This is a genomic window from Novosphingobium sp. BL-A-41-Hi4A-0G (assembly GCF_055521735.1).
Map to the genome: position 1 here is coordinate 2,441,743 of NZ_CM145501.1, position 16,961 is coordinate 2,458,703.

Consider the following 16,961-nt stretch of genomic DNA (forward strand, 5'->3'; position numbering starts at 1 on the left):
TAAATGAGAACGTCCGTACCGTGGTGGCGTTGTTTTCGCGTCACGGACCAGTAATGGGCCGTCCGAAGCTAATGGACCGTTCATCGGCGGGCACGCAAAGGCCCGCAGGACGAATGAAGAGAACATCGGGGTATCGCATGACTGTTTCGAACGCTGTCGCTGAAAAGGCGGCTCTCGTTCCCACACCCAATCTCGACGTGCAGCCACGTCGGTATTCGGAGTTCGACACGTTCTGCGATGCGCTGGACTACGCCGCAAAGGGCGTGCTCGGCTTCAACTTCCACGATCCGCGCGGCACCCTTTCTCGCGTCTATCCCTATTCCGAACTGCGCGCCGATGCGCTTGTCGCCGCCCGCCGCCTCATCGCCATGGGCGTTGCTCCCGGCGATCGCGTGGCCCTCGTGGCAGAGACCGGGCCTGAGTTTGCCGCGATCTTCTGCGGTGCAATGTACGCTGGCGCATGGCCGGTCCCGCTCCCCCTGCCCACCAGCTTCGGCGGCAAGGAAAGCTATATCGACCAGCTCGCCGTTCAGCTCGGCAGCTCGGACCCGAAGATGCTCGTCTATCCGGGCGAGATCGCCGAGATGGCCGGTGCCGCCGCCGCCCGCCAGGGCTGCAAGGGCCTGTCATGGGCCGAATTTGACGCAGGCGAGCTGTCGGACGCGCCGCTGCCCACGCCCGACCCCGACGCGATCAGCTACCTGCAGTACTCGAGCGGCTCGACCCGCTTCCCGCACGGCGTCGCCGTCACCCACCGCGCCCTGCTCGCCAATCTGGCTGGCCACGCCCACGGCATGAACATTGCCGATCCGGACCGCGCGGTCTCATGGCTGCCGTGGTATCACGACATGGGCCTCGTCGGCTGCTTCCTCTCGCCGATCGCGAACGGCGTCTCGGTAGACTATCTCAAGACCGAGGATTTCGCCCGTCGCCCTCTGGCATGGCTCGATCTGGTCAGCCGCAACACCGGCACGACGCTCTCCTATTCGCCCACCTTCGGCTACGACATCTGCGCCCGCCGTATCTCGAGCCAGACACACGTCTCTGATCGCTTCGACCTTTCGCGCTGGCGCGTGGCGGGCAACGGGGCCGACATGATCCGCCCCGACGTGATGCAGAACTTCGTCAATGCCTTTGCCGAAGCCGGCTTCAAGGCCGAGGCCTTCCTGCCAAGCTACGGCCTTGCCGAAGCGACGCTGGGCGTCACCATCATGCCGCCGGGCGAAGGCATCCGCGTCGAACTGGTGGAAGAAGAGCGCCTATCGGGCACCCCGCGCGACCTGTCGCGCCCGGCCCGCTATCGCGCCATGGTCAATTGCGGCGTGCCAATCAGGGGCATGGAACTGGCCATTCGCGGCGAGAACGGCAACGAGCTGCCGCACCACCATATCGGCAAGGTGTGGTGCCGGGGCTCGTCGGTCATGCATTCCTACTTCCGTGATCCCGAAGCGACCACTGCCTGCATGGTCGATGGCTGGCTCGACACCGGCGACATGGGTTACGTCGATGAAAAGGGCTACCTGTTCATCGTCGGTCGCGCCAAGGACATGATCATCATCAACGGCAAGAACCACTGGCCGCAGGACATCGAGTGGGCCGTGGAACAGCTTCCCGGATTCCACCAGGGTGACATCGCCGCCTTCTCGGTCGAGACGGAAAACGGCGAGGAAGCCCCAGCCGTTCTGGTCCACTGCCGTGTCTCCGACCCTGCCGAGCGCGTGAAGCTGCGTGACCAGATCCGCGACAAGGTCCGCTCAATCACTGGCATGAATTGCGTGGTCGAACTCGTGCCGCCGCGCACCCTGCCGCGCACCAGTTCGGGCAAGCTCAGCCGCGCCAAGGCCAAGAAGCTCTACCTTTCCGGGGACATCGCGCCTTACCAGTTGGCCGCCTGATCGTTCCGAACCGGTACGGGTCTCTTTCTTAAAAGCTTGACGAAATTGTCATCTTCCGATTCCTTGGCGCTCGGGCAGAGGGAGAAGAGAGATGGCAACCGCAGGTTTGCCGAGCGATGACGCGCCACACGAGCTTTCAGGCGTGGTCATCGGCTGGAAGCATCGCGACTTCGCGCGCAACATCCATTTGACGGTGCAATCAACAAGCAAGTCGCGCCCGACGCCCGAAGCGGTCGACACGCACCACCTGTTGATGACCCGCAACCAGGCCATGCTCCTCGCCAACTACCTGATGCGCGCGACCGGACAGGAATTGCCAATGCGGCGGCGCAGCTGGTGGCAGAGGTTGTTTGGATAGGCCTGCCTTTTTGCCGCTTCCCTAATCGCGCGATTAAGGCCACTCTGGCTCGCGGAACTCCACGAAGATCGGAGCCGGGAGAGGACATGCGTTTCACCAAGTTTCGCCGCGCGCTTGTCGCCGGTGCCCCGCTTATGCTGCTAGCCGGTCCGGCCAGCGCAGACACGCCCACCGACGCAACCCGCAAGGCCAATGCCACAGCCCTTGCCGAACTGCCGATGGCCGACAAGCGCGACTTCGATTTCGCCTCTCGCGGTTTCGTCGCCACGCTCAAGGACCCGGTGATCCGCGATGCTGCGGGCAAGCCGGTGTGGGACACGGCGGCCTTCGCCTTTGCCAAGGGCGAGGCTCCGGCCACCGTCAACCCCAGCCTGTGGCGTCATGCGCAGGTCCTTGGCAAGGCAGGCCTGTTCAAGGTTACCGACCGCATCTGGCAGGTGCGCGGATTTGACGTTTCGAACATCACGTTTGTGCGCGGTGACAAGGGCTGGATCGTGATCGATCCGCTCACCGCCACCGAAACGGCTGCCGCAGCCTATGCGCTGATCTCGGAGAAAGTGGCGAAACTGCCGGTCACCGCGATGATCTACACGCACAGCCACGTCGACCATTTCGGCGGCGCGGGCGCGCTCACTTCGGCGATGGCCAAGGACGCACCGATCATCGCACCCGTCGGCTTCACCCGCGCGGCGGTCAGCGAGAACGTCATCGCAGGGCCTGCCATGGGACGCCGCGCAGGCTACCAGTTCGGCCTCACCCTGCCCAAAGGCCCCGAAGGCTCGATGGGCTCTGGCATAGGCATGGGCGTTGCAGCAGGCGGCCGCAGCCTCATCCCGCCCACGCGCGAGATCAGCGAGACCGGCACCGAACTCGTGCTCGATGGCGTGCGCGTGCGCTTCCAGATCACGCCGGGCACCGAAGCGCCTGCCGAGATGAACTTCGGCTTCCCGGACTGGAAAGTCGCCGATCTCGCCGAGAACGCCAACGTCAGCCAGCACAACATCCTCACCCCGCGCGGCGCGGTGATCCGCGATGCCAAGGCATGGGCGCAAGGTCTGACCGAGGCGATGGATTTCTTCGCCGGTGCCGAAGTGCTGATCACCAGCCACGGCTGGCCACGCTTCGGCGCTGCGCAGATCACCGACTATCTCGGCAAGCATCGCGATGCCTACGCCTACCTCCACGACCAGACCGTGCGCCTGATGAACAAGGGCCTGACCGGGCCGGAGATCGCCGCCAGGCTCACCCTGCCCCCGGCGCTTGCGCAGCAGTGGTATGACCGGCCCTACTACGGCTCGTACAGCTTCAATTCCCGCGCGGTCTATCAGTTCTATATGGGCTGGTACGATGGCAACCCGGCCCACCTCGCGCCATTGCCGCCCGAGGAAGGTGGCCGCCGCTATGTCGAGGCGATGGGTGGGGCGGCGCGTGTCAAGGCGCTGGCCGAAGCGGCCTTTGCCAAGGGCGATTATGCCTGGACCGCAGAACTGCTCAACCGCGTGATCTTCGCCGACGGGACGGACACGGCAGCCAAGGCACTGCTCGCGCGCACCTACCGCCAGCTCGCTTACCAGAGCGAGAATGCCCTGTGGCGCAACATGTACCTGACCGGCGCGGGCGAACTGGACAACGGCGTAGCCGCCACCGACCCAACGGGCGGCGCCGGGCTGATCAGCCAGCTGCCACCCTCGGACTTGTTCGAAGTGCTTGCTGTCCGGCTAGACCCTGCCAAGGCGGCCGACGGCTCGGCATCGCTGGGCTTCGTCTTCCCCGACAAGGGGCAGGACTGGACCGTGACCATCGCCAACGGCGTGCTGGTCCATCGCAAGGGACTGCGCGATGGCAGGCAGGCGACGCTGACGGTGCGCTATGCCGATCTGTTGGCATCCCTGTTCGCGGGCCAGCCCTTGGCCGCAAAGGTCGCTTCCGGGGAAGCGAAGATCGAAGGGGACCCGGCTGCCTTCGCCCGCCTCGTCGGCTGGCTCGACAAGCCGGATCCCGCCTTCAACATTGTAACGCCCTGAGAAGCTTATTCAGTTGGGCTTCTTCAGGTATGCGATCACGTTTGCACGGTCTGCCGGGTTCGGCAGACCGGGGAACGCCATCGAGGTGCCGGGAACGAGCGCGGAAGGCTTGGTCAGCCACTTGTCGATCGTGGCTTCGTTCCAGGTCAGCTTGGCCTTCTGCATCGCCGCCGAATACTTGAAGCCTGCAGCCGAGCCGGACTTGCGCCCGACGACACCTGCAAGGTTCGGCCCCATCTTGGCGCCAGCGCCAGGCTGGACAGCGTGGCAGGCCACGCAGCGCATGAAGATCTTCTTGCCCGCAACCGGGTCGCCCTTGGCCTGCGCGAAGGCGGTACCGCCCGTCAGCGCCGAAGCCGCAAGACCCGCAACGATCATCGCACCCGTAAACTTCTTCATCGATACACCCTGCCTTGTTTCAACGTACCAAAGGTTCGTCAGAGCCCCACGCCTGAACGCCCGGGGATCATTCTGCATTCGCGCTTTATCCCGCCTGAACGCGCATGCACCATAGCAATTGGGGTACACCTGCAAAAAAGGTGGCAATGCGCTAGGACAGGAACATGGACCAGATGATCGCGCACTGCCCTCGCCCGCTGCCCGCCGACTTTCTCGATCGGATGTCCGCCCGCTTCGGCCCGGCCTGCCAGACCGGCGAGGCGATCCGCAACCAGCACGGCGCGAGCGAATCGCAATATCCCACCGTCCTGCCGGACGCAGTGGTCTTCGCCGCATCGACGCAGGATGTCGTGGATTGCGTCAACCTGTGCCGCGAGGCCGGGATTGCCATCGTCCCCTATGGCGCAGGAACCTCGCTCGAAGGCCATACCCTGCCGCTGGAAGGCGGCATCAGTCTCGACTTGTCGCGCATGGATGCAGTCCTGAGCGTCAACCACGCCGACTTCGACTGCACCGTCCAGCCCGGCATCCGACGCGAGGCCTTGAACGCACACTTGCGCGACAGCGGCCTGTTCTTTCCGATCGATCCGGGCGCCAACGCCACCATCGGCGGCATGGCCTCGACCCGCGCATCGGGCACGAACGCCGTCCGCTACGGTACCATGCGTGAAGCCGTGCTCGGGCTGGAGGTTGTCACGCACCAAGGCAAGGTCATCCGTACCGGCAAGCGCGCCAAGAAGTCTGCTGCCGGGTATGACCTGACGCGACTTTACATCGGTTCGGAAGGGACGCTCGGCGTGATCACCGGCGTGACCCTGCGGCTCCATCCGGTGCCCGAGGCGATCATGTCGGCGGCCTGCCCGTTCGAAAGCCTCGCCGGTGCCATCGAAACGGTGGTGCAGGCCTTCCATAGCAGCGTGCCGATGGCGCGGATCGAACTGCTCGACGCGATGCAGGTGCGCGCCGTCAATCTGCGTTCAAAACTTGGCCTGCCCGAAGTGCCGACCCTGTTCTTCGAATTCCACGGCACGCCTGCCGGTGTTGCCGAACAGGTCGAGACGGTAAAGGCACTCGCCGCGGCCAATGGCGGCGGGGAGTTCCAGTGGGCAACGCTGGCCGAAGACCGCAACCGCCTCTGGCGCGCGCGGCACGAGGCCTATTACGCCGCGGTCAACCTGCGGGCGGGCGCCATCGGCCTGACGACCGACGTCTGCGTGCCGATGAGCCGACTTGCCGAATGCATCCTCGCCACGCGCGCCGAACTGGACGAATGCAGCGTGCCCGCCACCATCGTCGGCCATGTGGGTGACGGCAACTTCCACCTGATTTTCTCGATCGACCCGAACGCGCCGCACGAGATGGCAGAGGTCGAAGCGCTCAACCACCGCATGGTCGCCCGCGCCCTTGCGATGGACGGCACCTGCACCGGCGAACACGGCGTTGGGATAGGCAAGCAGCAATGCCTCATCGATGAACTGGGCGAGGATGCGGTGAACGTGATGCGCACTCTGAAACGCGCGCTTGACCCGGAAAACCTGTTCAATCCGGGCAAGATTTTCTCGCTCTGACCCGAAAACAGAATCCTCCCGTCAAAGCGGTAAATGCCGGGAGCCATCACGCCTCAGTCTTGCACGAGAGGTCGTAGGCCCCGGCCTGCGCCGGGGCGACGGTTGAAGGCGCCCATGGCAGCGTAGGCCCGAACGCGATAGCCCCAACCGCGTCATCCCGGCGAACGCCGGGATCCATTACGCCTCGGTCTTGCGCGAGAGGTTGTGGGCCCCGGCCTGCGCCGGGGCGACGCTAGGATCTTGATTTGGCGTCAGGCCGAAGCCTCACTCCATTTCGAGAATGATCGCATCCACTGCCAGGCTGTCACCCGCCTTGGCGTTGACCGACTTCACCTTGCCTGCCTTCTCGGCGCGCAGGATGTTCTCCATCTTCATCGCTTCGACCACGGCGAGCGGCTGGCCTGCTTCCACGGTATCGCCCTCGCCCACGTTGAGCGAGACGAGCAGACCCGGCATCGGGCAAATCAGGAACTTCGAAAGATCGGGCGGGATCTTTTCGATCATGTGCTGGGTGTAGGACGCGATGTGCGCGGGCAGGACCTGCACCTGATGGATCGCGCCGCGCGTGGTCAGCTTGAACCCGGCGCGCGTGGGCTCGACCTTCACCGACAGAGGCGCGTCGTCGATCTCGCAATGCACGATCCGGTCGCCCGGCGTGTATTCCAGCGCGAGGTCGATGGCCTTGCCGTCCACCGTCACTTCGTCCTCGTCGAGCGTCACGGCAAAGGTATCGCCGCCGATCTTCACCGCCCATGCGTAAGGCGGATCGAGTTCGTCACCCAGTTGCTGGTTCACGCGGCGAGCGCGGTCGGCCCGAGCCGTGGCGAGGAAGCCTGCCAAGGCCGCCAGCGTCTGCTTCAGCTCGTCAGACGTCGCCGCCCCGCTGAACCCTTCGGGATATTCCTCGGCGATGAAGCCGGTGGTCAGTTCGCCCGAGCGGAAGCGCGGGTGCTGCATGATGGCCGAGACGAAATCGATGTTGTGGCCAAGCCCCTCGATCTCGAATGCATCCAGCGCTGCGATCTGCTTGTCTGCCGCCTCGTCGCGCGTCGGCCCCCAGGTGATCAGCTTGGCGATCATCGGGTCATAGAACATTGAGACTTCGCCGCCTTCATAGACGCCATCGTCCACGCGCACGCCATCGACGCCGCGCCGACCGTTGGCCTGGCCGTCGTCTGTCCAGCCAGCCAGCGGTGGATTGTAGCGGATCAGGCGGCCGGTCGAGGGCAGGAAGCCGCGATAGGGGTCTTCAGCATAGACGCGGTTCTCGATCGCCCAGCCGTCGATCTTGATGTCGTCCTGCGTCATGGCGAGCTTCTCGCCATAGGCGACGCGGATCATCTGCTCGACGAGGTCGATCCCGGTAATCGCCTCGGTGACGGGGTGTTCCACCTGCAGGCGGGTGTTCATCTCGAGGAAGTAGAAGCTCTCGCCCGTCGGGTCAGCGCCCGAGACGATCAGTTCCACGGTGCCTGCCGAATAGTAGCCGACCGCCCGGGCCAGCGCGACGCACTGTTCGCCCATCGCCTTGCGCATCTTGGGCGTCACGAAGGGCGAAGGCGCTTCTTCGACCACCTTCTGGTGGCGGCGCTGGATCGAGCATTCGCGCTCGTTCAGGTAAAGAATGTTACCGTGCTTGTCGCCGAGGATCTGGATCTCGATGTGGCGCGGGTTGAGGATGAACTTCTCGATGAACACGCGGTCATCGCCGAACGAGTTCAGGCCTTCGCGCTTCACCGCCTCGAAGCCCTCGCGCACGTCCTTCTCGTTGTAGGCAAGGCGCATGCCCTTGCCGCCACCGCCGGCCGAGGCCTTCATCATCACCGGATAGCCGATCTCGTCCGAGATGCGCACCGCATGCTCGGTATCCTCGATCTCGCCGACGAAGCCGGGGACAACGTTGACGCCCGCCTGCTTGGCCAGCTTCTTGGACTCGATCTTGTCGCCCATCGCGGCAATCGCGCCGACCGGCGGCCCGATGAACGCGATGTTCTCTGCCGCCAGAGCCTCGGCAAAAGAGGTGCGCTCGGACAAGAAGCCATAGCCCGGATGCACGGCTTCCGCGCCCGTCTGCTTGCACGCCGCGATGATCTTGTCGGCGATCAGATAGGACTGCGCGGCAGGCGCAGGCCCGATATGCACCGCCTCGTCCGCCATCTGCACGAACGGCGCCCGCGCATCGGCATCGGAATAGACCGCCACCGTCTGAATACCCATCCGACGCGCCGTCTTGATCACACGGCAGGCAATTTCACCACGGTTGGCGATGAGGATTTTCTTGAACATTGGCGATTGCTTTCCGTTTCTCAAATCTGTTCGAGCGCCTGCGCGAGGTCGGCCACGATGTCGTCGATGTGCTCGATCCCAACCGACACGCGTACCGTGTCCGGCCCGGCGCCTGCGGCCACCAGTTCTTCCTCGCCCAGCTGGCTGTGCGTGGTCGAGGCGGGGTGGATGATCAGTGAGCGGGTGTCGCCGATGTTGGCGAGGTGGCTGAACAGCTTGACCGACTGGACCAGCTTCACGCCAGCCTCGTAGCCGCCCTTCACGCCGAAGGTAAACACCGCGCCGCCCTTGCCGCCGAGGTACTGGCGGGCAAGCTGGTGGTAGGGGTCTTCCGGCAGGCCTGCATAGCTGACCCAAGCCACCTTGGGATGGTTCTGCAACCACTGCGCCAGATGCAGCGCATTGCTGCAGTGCCGCTCCATGCGCAGCGCCAGCGTTTCCATGCCGGTCAGCGTCAGGAACGCATTCATCGGCGCCATCGACGGCCCGAGATCGCGCAGGCCCAGCACGCGGCAGCCGATGATGAAGGCGATGGGGCCGACCGGCTTCAACGCCTCGGTCAGCACCGTGCCGTGGTAGCTCGGGTTGGGCTGGGTGAGCGAGGGGAACTTGGTCGTAGCCGCCCAGTCGAACTTGCCCGAATCCACGATCAGGCCACCGATGGAATTGCCGTGGCCGTTGAGGAACTTGGTGCACGAATGGACGACGATGTCCGCGCCATGCTCGATCGGGCGACACAGCGCGGGGCTCGCCATCGTGTTGTCGACGATCAGCGGCACGCCGGCCGCGTGGGCGACTTCGGCAATCGCCGCGATGTCCTGCACCACGCCGCCGGGGTTGGCGAGGCTTTCGATGAACACGCCACGCGTCTTGTCGGTGATCGCGGCGGCAACGGCTGCGGGATCATCGGCATCGACGAACACCGCCTTCCAGCCGAACTTGGCAAAGCTGTGCGCGAACTGATTGAGCGTGCCGCCATAGAGCTTCTTGGCCGCCACGATCTCGCAGCCCGGCTCCATCAGGGTATGGAAGACGATGAACTGTGCGGCATGGCCCGATGCCACGCCAAGCGCGCCGACGCCCCCTTCCAGCGCCGCGATCTTGGCTTCGAGCGCGGCATTGGTGGGGTTCATGATGCGCGTGTAGATGTTGCCGAACTCGGCCAGCGCGAAGAGATTGGCCGCGTGCTCGGCAGAGTCGAACACATAGCTTGCCGTCTGGTAGATCGGCGTGATCCGCGCCTTGGTGGTCGGATCAGGCTCGCACCCGGCATGGATCGTGAGCGTCTCAAGCTTCTGCGTCATGGCATCTCTCCTCCACAAATGTGGCGTGCACTCTATCAGCCGGCTTCGATCTCGCTACCCAGTGGAGGCATGTTGTGCCCCAGCAGGCGCAGCATGTCGGCTGCACATTCCACCACGTTCGAGCCCGGACCGTAGATGCCCTGTACGCCTGCCTCACGCAGGAAGTCGTAGTCCTGCGGCGGGATCACGCCACCTGCCACGACCTTGATGTCAGAGCGGCCCGCTGCGCGCAGATGCCCGATCAGTTCGGGGATCAGCGTCTTGTGCCCGGCGGCGAGCGAGGATGCACCGACCGCGTCGACGTCCTTCTCGATGGCGAGCTGCGCAGCTTCCTCGGGCGTCTGGAACAGCGGGCCGCTGGTCACGTCAAAGCCCATGTCCGAGAAGGCCGAGGCGATCACGTTTGCCCCACGGTCATGCCCGTCCTGACCCATCTTGGCGACGAGCATGCGCGGCGTGCGGCCCAGGCGGCGGGTCACGGCCTCAACGCCATCGACAACCTGCTGATAGCGGTTGTCGCCAGCATAGGCGGCGCCATAGACGCCCTTGACCGGCGTCGGGAACGTGCCGTGGCGGCCGAACACGACTTCCATCGCATCCGAAATCTCGCCCAGCGTGGCGCGATGGCGCGCAGCCACGACCGCGAGTTCGAGCAGGTTGCCGCCCGTCTTCGCGCCCTCGGTCAGGGCATTGAGCGCTGCGCGGCACTTGGTCTCGTCACGCGTCTCGCGCACCCACTTCAGGCGGGCGATCTGGCCCTGGCGGACCTTGTCGTTATCGACTTCGAGCGTTTCGAGCAGGTCTTCGTTGGCAAGGCGATACTTGTTGACGCCGACGATCACGTCCTCGCCACGGTCGACGCGTGCCTGACGGCCAGCAGCGGCTTCCTCGATCATCGCCTTGGGCCATCCGGCCGCCACGGCCTTGGCCATGCCGCCTTCGCTCTCGACGCGCTCGATAATCTCCCACGCCTTGTCGACCAGTTCCTGCGTCAGGCTCTCGATGTAGTACGACCCGCCGAGCGGATCGACCACGTTGCACATGCCCGTCTCTTCCTGGATCACGATCTGCGTGTTGCGCGCGATGCGGGCGGAGAAATCGGTCGGCAGCGCGATGGCTTCGTCGAGCGCATTGGTGTGCAGCGACTGCGTGCCGCCCAGCATCGCGGCCATCGCCTCGATCGTGGTGCGGATGACGTTGTTGTAGGGGTCCTGCTCCTGCAACGACACGCCCGAGGTCTGGCAGTGGGTGCGTAGCATCTTCGACCGCTCGTCCTTCGCGCCGAGCTTGGTCATCACGCGATGCCACAGCACGCGCGCGGCACGCAGCTTGGCCACTTCCATGAAGAAGTTCATGCCGATGGCGAAGAAGAACGACAGGCGCCCGGCAAACTTGTCGATATCCAGACCACTCGCCACGCCGTACTTCACATATTCCATGCCGTCGGCGATGGTGAAGGCAAGCTCCTGCACCTGCGTCGCGCCCGCTTCCTGCATGTGATAGCCGGAAATCGAGATCGAGTTGAACTTGGGCATCTCGCGGCTGGTGTAGCCGAAGATGTCCGAGATGATCCGCATCGAAGGCTCGGGCGGGTAGATGTAGGTGTTGCGGACCATGAACTCCTTGAGGATGTCGTTCTGGATGGTCCCGTCGAGCAGCTTGCGGTCGACGCCCTGCTCTTCGCCCGCAACGATGAAGAACGCGAGGATCGGGATCACCGCGCCGTTCATGGTCATCGAAACCGACATCTGATCGAGCGGAATGCCGTCGAACAGGATCTTCATGTCCTCGACGGAGTCGATGGCCACACCCGCCTTGCCGACATCGCCGACGACGCGCGGATGGTCGGAGTCATAGCCACGGTGCGTCGCAAGGTCGAAGGCGACCGAAAGGCCCTTCTGCCCTGCGGCAAGATTACGGCGATAGAATGCGTTCGATTCCTCGGCGGTCGAGAAGCCCGCGTACTGGCGGATGGTCCACGGACGCCCGGCATACATCGAGGCGCGCACGCCGCGCGTGAACGGCGCAAAGCCCGGCAGGCCCGGATCAACGGTCACGTCCTCGGCCGTGTAGAGCGGCTTGACGGCAATGCCCTCTGGCGTCTGCCATGTCAGGTCCTTGCCCTTGACTTCCTTGGCGGCAGCGGCCTGCCAGTCTGCCAGTGTCTTCTCGCTCATCTCGCTATCCTTAAATCGTCACCCCGGGCTTGACCCGGGGTCCCGCTTTTCCTTGGCCGCACCGCCGTCCGAAGGCAGCGGGACCCCGGGTCAAGCCCGGGGTGACGGTTATCTCAAACCTCAGTGGTGCCCGCCCTTCGGCGTCTCCATGATCTCGGTCAGCTGCCCGCCCATGTCCTTGGGGTGGACGAAGAAGATCAGCGTCCCATGCGCCCCGATCCGAGGCTCGCCGAGAACGCGCTTGCCCTGCCCTTCAAACCACGCCTTCGCCTCATGAATGTCAGGCACTTCGTAACAAAGGTGGTGCTGACCCCCGAGCGGATTGGCCGCCAACCACTTGCCCACCGCGCTGTCCGGGCTGGTCGGCTGGATCAGCTCGATCTGCGTACCAGCGGTCCCGTTTTCACCCGGCGTGTTGACGAAGCACACCCGCACCTGCTGGCTTTCCAGCACGAACGGCTCGGTAATGTCGTCAGCCCCCATCACGTCGCGATAGAACGCGATGGAAGCGTCGATGTCCGGCGTTGCTACGCCGACGTGGTTCAGGCGGCCGAGTTTCATATCAGACCTTCTCGATAACCATGGCGATGCCCTGACCGCCGCCGATGCACATCGTGATCAGGCCATACTTGCCGCCCGTGCGGTGCAGTTCGTACATTGTCTTGATCGTCAGGATCGCACCGGTCGCGCCGATGGGGTGGCCCAGCGAAATGCCCGAGCCGTTGACGTTGGTCTTGGCCGGATCGAAGCCCAGCTCCTTGGCCACGCCGCATGCCTGGGCCGCAAACGCCTCGTTGCTCTCGATGATGTCGATCTGGTCGAGCGTCAGCCCTGCCCGCGCCAGCGCCACCGGCACGGCCTTGACCGGCCCCAGACCCATCACGTTCGGTTCCACGCCCGCATGGCCCCAGCCGAGGATCTTCGCCATCGGCTTCAGCCCGTGCTCTTCAACAGCCTTGCCGCTGGCGAGCACAATCGCCGCCGCACCATCGTTGATGCCCGAGGCGTTGCCTGCCGTAACCGTGCCGTCCTTCTTGAACACCGGCTTGAGGCCTGCGAGCGATTCCACCGTGGTCTCGCCACGCACGTGCTCGTCGGTGTCGAACACCGTCACGCCCTTGCGCGTCTTGATCTCGACCGGAACGATCTGTTCCTTGAAATAGCCTGCCGCGATGGCGGCAGCCGCGCGCTTCTGGCTCTCGGCCGCCAGCGCGTCCTGCGCTTCGCGGCTGATGTCCAGACGCTCGGCCACGTTTTCGGCTGTCACGCCCATGTGGATGCCCTCGAACGGATCGTGCAGCGCGCCAAGCATGGCGTCCATCAGCACCTGATCGCCCATCTTCTGGCCGTTGCGCGCGGTCAGCACCATGTGCGGCGCATTCGACATGCTTTCCGCACCGCCGCCGATGGCAATGTCCTGCTCGCCCAGTGCGATGCCCTGCGCCGCCGAGACGATCGCCTGCAGGCCCGACCCGCACAGTCGGTTCACGTTCATGGCCGGAGCCTCGATCGGAATGCCGGCGTTCACCGCCGCCACGCGGCTGACATAGGCGTCCTTGGGCTGCGTCGGCACGACGGTGCCGATCACCACGTTCTGCACCTTGTCCGGCGTGATCCCGGCGCGGGCAATGGCTTCCTTGATCACGATGGCGCCCGTCTCTGCCGGACGCAGCGAGGCAAGCCCGCCACCGAACGAGCCAATGGCGGTACGCGCGCCCGAGACGATGTAGATGTCGGTCATGTCAGTTCTTTCAGACTGAAGCGCTCGTCAGAGCGGAATGTTGTCGTGCTTCTTCCACGGATTCTCGAGGCTCTTGGTCTTGAGCTTGCGCAAGCCCAGAGCCACGCGACGGCGGGTCGAATGCGGGTGGATCACTTCATCGACGAAGCCCTTGCTCGCCGCCACGAACGGGTTGGCGAAGCGGTCCTCGTATTCCTTGGTCTTCACCGCCTGCTCTTCGGCCGAAAGCCCGCGGAAGATGATCTCGACAGCGCCCTTGGCCCCCATCACCGCGATTTCGGCGGTCGGCCAGGCGTAGTTCAAGTCGCCGCGCAAGTGCTTGGAGGCCATAACGTCGTAGGCGCCGCCATAGGCCTTGCGGGTGATCACGGTGATCTTGGGCACGGTGGCTTCGGCATAGGCGAACAGCAGCTTGGCGCCGTGCTTGATGATGCCGTTGTGCTCCTGCGCGGTGCCGGGGAGGAAGCCCGGAACGTCGACGAAGGTCACGATCGGAATGTTGAACGCATCGCAGAAGCGCACGAACCGCGCGGCCTTCTTCGACGAGTTGATGTCGAGCACGCCTGCCAGAACCATCGGCTGGTTGGCGACGATGCCCACGGTACGGCCTTCCACGCGGCCGAACCCGACGATGATGTTGCCCGCATGCTTGGGCTGGACTTCGAAGAACTCGCCCTCGTCCACCGTCTTGCGGATGACTTCGTGCATGTCATAGGGCTGGTTGGCCGATGCTGGCACGATGGTGTCGAGGCTGTGCTCGAGCCGGTCATAGGGGTCCGACGTCGGCCGCTCGGGCACGTCGTGGCGGTTGGACAGCGGCAGGTAATCGAAGAAATCGCGCGCCGCCAGCAGCGCCTCGATGTCGTTCTCCAGTGCAAGGTCGGCCACCGAAGTCTTGGTCGTATGCGTCACCGCGCCGCCCAGCTCTTCCTGCGTGACGACTTCGTTGGTCACCGTCTTCACCACATCGGGGCCGGTGACGAACATGTAGGAGCTGTCCTTCACCATGAAGATGAAGTCGGTCATCGCGGGGCTGTAGACCGCGCCGCCCGCGCAAGGCCCCATGATCAGCGAAAGCTGCGGCACCACGCCCGAAGCCAGCACGTTGCGCTGGAACACTTCGGCATAGCCGCCCAGCGATGCCACGCCCTCCTGGATGCGCGCACCGCCCGAATCGTTGAGCCCGATCACCGGCGCGCCGACCTTGAGCGCCATGTCCATGATCTTGCAGATCTTCTGCGCGTGGCGTTCCGAAAGCGAGCCGCCGAATACGGTGAAGTCCTGGCTGAACACATAGACCAGACGGCCGTTGATCGTGCCCGAGCCGGTCACCACGCCATCGCCGGGAATGACCGTATCGGGCATGCCGAAGTCAACGCAGTTGTGTTCGACGTACATGTCGACTTCTTCGAAGCTGCCTTCGTCGAGCAGCACCTTCAGGCGCTCGCGCGCGGTCAGCTTGCCCTTGGCGTGCTGCGCGTCGATGCGCTTCTGCCCGCCACCCATGCGTGCCGCCTGACGGCGCTTTTCCATCTCGGCAATATTGGCGGACATGCGTGGCTACCCTCTCTTCAACCGTGGAACCCGGATCTGCTGCGGGCTCCGGTACGCTTCTCCTCCCCGAGCCGCGTACCGGAGCCGCACCCACGACCTGACCATAGGCCAAGGATCGCGGATCGGTGCACCAACTGCGCCACGCCGGTTGCCAAGTCCAATGTTATTCTGCAAACTTGCGAAGGATCACTTTGCAAAACAGGACCGACAGAAATGGCCAGACGCCGCCTCTTTGCAGGCGAACAGCTCAAAGGCCTGCGCACCGCGCGCAAGCTGCGCCAGGGTGAGATGGCGACCCTGCTCGGCATCAGTGCCTCGTATCTCTCGCAGATCGAGAACGACGAACGCCCGCTCACCCCGGCGCTGACCGACCGTTTGCAGCAGAGCTTCCCGGTCGAATGGCAGGATTTCGCCGCCGACCGCGTGGAACCGGTGCTCTCCGCCCTGCGCGATGCCACCGCCGATCCGATGCTCGGCCAGATGCTGCCGGGCGATCAGGTCGAGCGTGTGGCCGAGCAGTACCCCGCCTTCGCGCAGGCATTCGCCCGGCTGTGGGACCAGCACCGCCGCTCGGTCCAGCGGCTCGAGGCGATTGACGAGGCGCTGGGATCGGACAGCATTTCCGGCGGCCGCCTGCCGTGGGAGGAAGTGCGCGACTGGTTCCACCACGCCAACAACTACGTCGACAGCATAGACCGCGCCGCCGAACGCCTTGCCGTGCGCCTTTCGGGCACCGGCATGTCGCCTACCATGGGCCAGATGGCGGTATGGCTGGAAAGCCGGGGCATCGCGGTGGAGCAAGTCAGCGGCGGCGCGATGCGCAGGTTCGATCCCGAAGCGCGCCGCCTCACCCTCGATCCCAACCAGCCCATCGAATCCGGCCGCTTCCAGATGGCCTACCAGCTCGCCGCCGAGGGCCTGCGCGAGGAAATCGCCGCCATCGTCAGCGAGGCGACGCTGCAGTCCGATGCCGCGCGCCAGTTGCTCACCGTCGGGCTCGGCAACTATGCGGCCGGCGCGCTGATCATGCCCTACGAATGGTTCCGGGCCCGCGCGCGCGAGTTGCGCCACGATATCGACCAGCTGCGCCAGCTGTTCGGCGCCAGTTTCGAGCAGGTCTGCCACCGTCTCTCGACGCTGCAACGCCCGCAAGCGCGCGGGATTCCGATGTTTTTCTGCCGCGTGGACATGGCGGGCAACATCACCAAACGCCACTCCGCCACCCGTCTGCAGTTCGCCCGCTTCGGCGGCGCCTGCCCGCTATGGGTGGTGCATGAGGCCGTGGCGATCCCTGATCGCATCCACGTGCAGGCCGCCGAAATGCCCGATGGCGTGCGCTATGTCTCGATTGCCAAGGGGCTGGTGAAGCCCTCGGGCAGCTACTACCGCCCGCCGCGCCGCTATGCCGTGGCGTTGGGTTGCGAGGCAGCACTGGCCGACGAGTTCATCTATGCCGACGGGATCAATCTGGCCCGGCCCGAAGCGGTCACCCGCATCGGCATTTCCTGCCGCATCTGCCCGCGCGACAAGTGCGACCAGCGCGCCTTCCCGCCAAGCGACCGCGCGATCGTGGTCGATCCCCACGCGCGCGATCTGGTGCCTTACGGGATTACCGATCTGTAGGTCTTGGCTCAGAGGCAATGGGTCCCGGCCTG

At 64.8% G+C, this 16,961-nt stretch carries 12 protein-coding genes; 5 read left to right on the forward strand and 7 right to left on the reverse strand.

All coding sequences use genetic code 11. The features are described from left to right. The first annotated feature begins 137 nt into the window (after positions 1-137). The 3 genes from ACZ1JX_RS11855 (at position 138) to ACZ1JX_RS11865 (ending at position 4,277) form a co-directional block, all read left to right on the forward strand. Positions 138-1,895 (forward strand): fatty acyl-AMP ligase, encoded by a 1,758-nt coding sequence (locus tag ACZ1JX_RS11855; protein WP_465123747.1) that lies wholly within the window; start codon positions 138-140, stop codon positions 1,893-1,895. 91 nt (positions 1,896-1,986) lie between these two features. Then, the gene (locus ACZ1JX_RS11860; RefSeq protein WP_465123748.1) at positions 1,987-2,253 is read left to right on the forward strand and encodes a hypothetical protein; all 267 of its coding nucleotides are present in this window, start codon (positions 1,987-1,989) and stop codon (positions 2,251-2,253) included. 86 nt (positions 2,254-2,339) lie between these two features. Further along, on the forward strand, positions 2,340-4,277 hold the full coding sequence (locus ACZ1JX_RS11865) for an alkyl/aryl-sulfatase (protein ID WP_465123749.1): 1,938 nt from the start codon (positions 2,340-2,342) through the stop codon (positions 4,275-4,277). A gap of 9 nt (positions 4,278-4,286) precedes the next feature. Here ACZ1JX_RS11865 and ACZ1JX_RS11870 read toward each other — a convergent pair whose 3' ends face one another. After that, on the reverse strand, positions 4,287-4,676 hold the full coding sequence (locus ACZ1JX_RS11870) for a c-type cytochrome (RefSeq protein WP_465123750.1): 390 nt from the start codon (positions 4,674-4,676) through the stop codon (positions 4,287-4,289). A 164-nt stretch (positions 4,677-4,840) separates the two neighbouring features. Here ACZ1JX_RS11870 and ACZ1JX_RS11875 point away from each other — a divergent pair, with 164 nt between their 5' ends. Beyond that, complete coding sequence (locus ACZ1JX_RS11875) at positions 4,841-6,244, forward strand: FAD-binding oxidoreductase (RefSeq protein ID WP_465123751.1); 1,404 nt, start codon at positions 4,841-4,843, stop codon at positions 6,242-6,244. A 264-nt stretch (positions 6,245-6,508) separates the two neighbouring features. Here the strand turns inward: ACZ1JX_RS11875 and ACZ1JX_RS11880 are convergent, their stop codons facing one another. From ACZ1JX_RS11880 to ACZ1JX_RS11905, 6 genes are all read right to left on the reverse strand, one after another. Further along, entirely contained in the window at positions 6,509-8,530 is a 2,022-nt protein-coding gene (locus ACZ1JX_RS11880) for an ATP-binding protein (protein ID WP_465123752.1), read from the reverse strand. A 20-nt stretch (positions 8,531-8,550) separates the two neighbouring features. Then, the gene (locus tag ACZ1JX_RS11885) at positions 8,551-9,834 is read right to left on the reverse strand and encodes an O-acetylhomoserine aminocarboxypropyltransferase (RefSeq protein WP_465123753.1); all 1,284 of its coding nucleotides are present in this window, start codon (positions 9,832-9,834) and stop codon (positions 8,551-8,553) included. A 35-nt stretch (positions 9,835-9,869) separates the two neighbouring features. Continuing rightward, positions 9,870-12,011 (reverse strand): methylmalonyl-CoA mutase, encoded by a 2,142-nt coding sequence (scpA, locus tag ACZ1JX_RS11890; RefSeq protein WP_465123754.1) that lies wholly within the window; start codon positions 12,009-12,011, stop codon positions 9,870-9,872. A 120-nt stretch (positions 12,012-12,131) separates the two neighbouring features. Continuing rightward, entirely contained in the window at positions 12,132-12,572 is a 441-nt protein-coding gene (gene mce, locus ACZ1JX_RS11895) for a methylmalonyl-CoA epimerase (RefSeq protein ID WP_465123755.1), read from the reverse strand. 1 nt (position 12,573) lies between these two features. Next, entirely contained in the window at positions 12,574-13,752 is a 1,179-nt protein-coding gene (locus ACZ1JX_RS11900) for an acetyl-CoA C-acyltransferase family protein (protein WP_465123756.1), read from the reverse strand. A gap of 27 nt (positions 13,753-13,779) precedes the next feature. Continuing rightward, positions 13,780-15,306, reverse strand: a complete 1,527-nt coding sequence (locus tag ACZ1JX_RS11905; RefSeq protein WP_465123757.1) for an acyl-CoA carboxylase subunit beta — start codon at positions 15,304-15,306, stop codon at positions 13,780-13,782. A gap of 213 nt (positions 15,307-15,519) precedes the next feature. On the opposite strand from ACZ1JX_RS11905, the gene ACZ1JX_RS11910 reads away from it, so the two are divergent. Then, on the forward strand, positions 15,520-16,929 hold the full coding sequence (locus ACZ1JX_RS11910; RefSeq protein ID WP_465123758.1) for a helix-turn-helix domain-containing protein: 1,410 nt from the start codon (positions 15,520-15,522) through the stop codon (positions 16,927-16,929). Positions 16,930-16,961 lie beyond the last annotated feature (32 nt).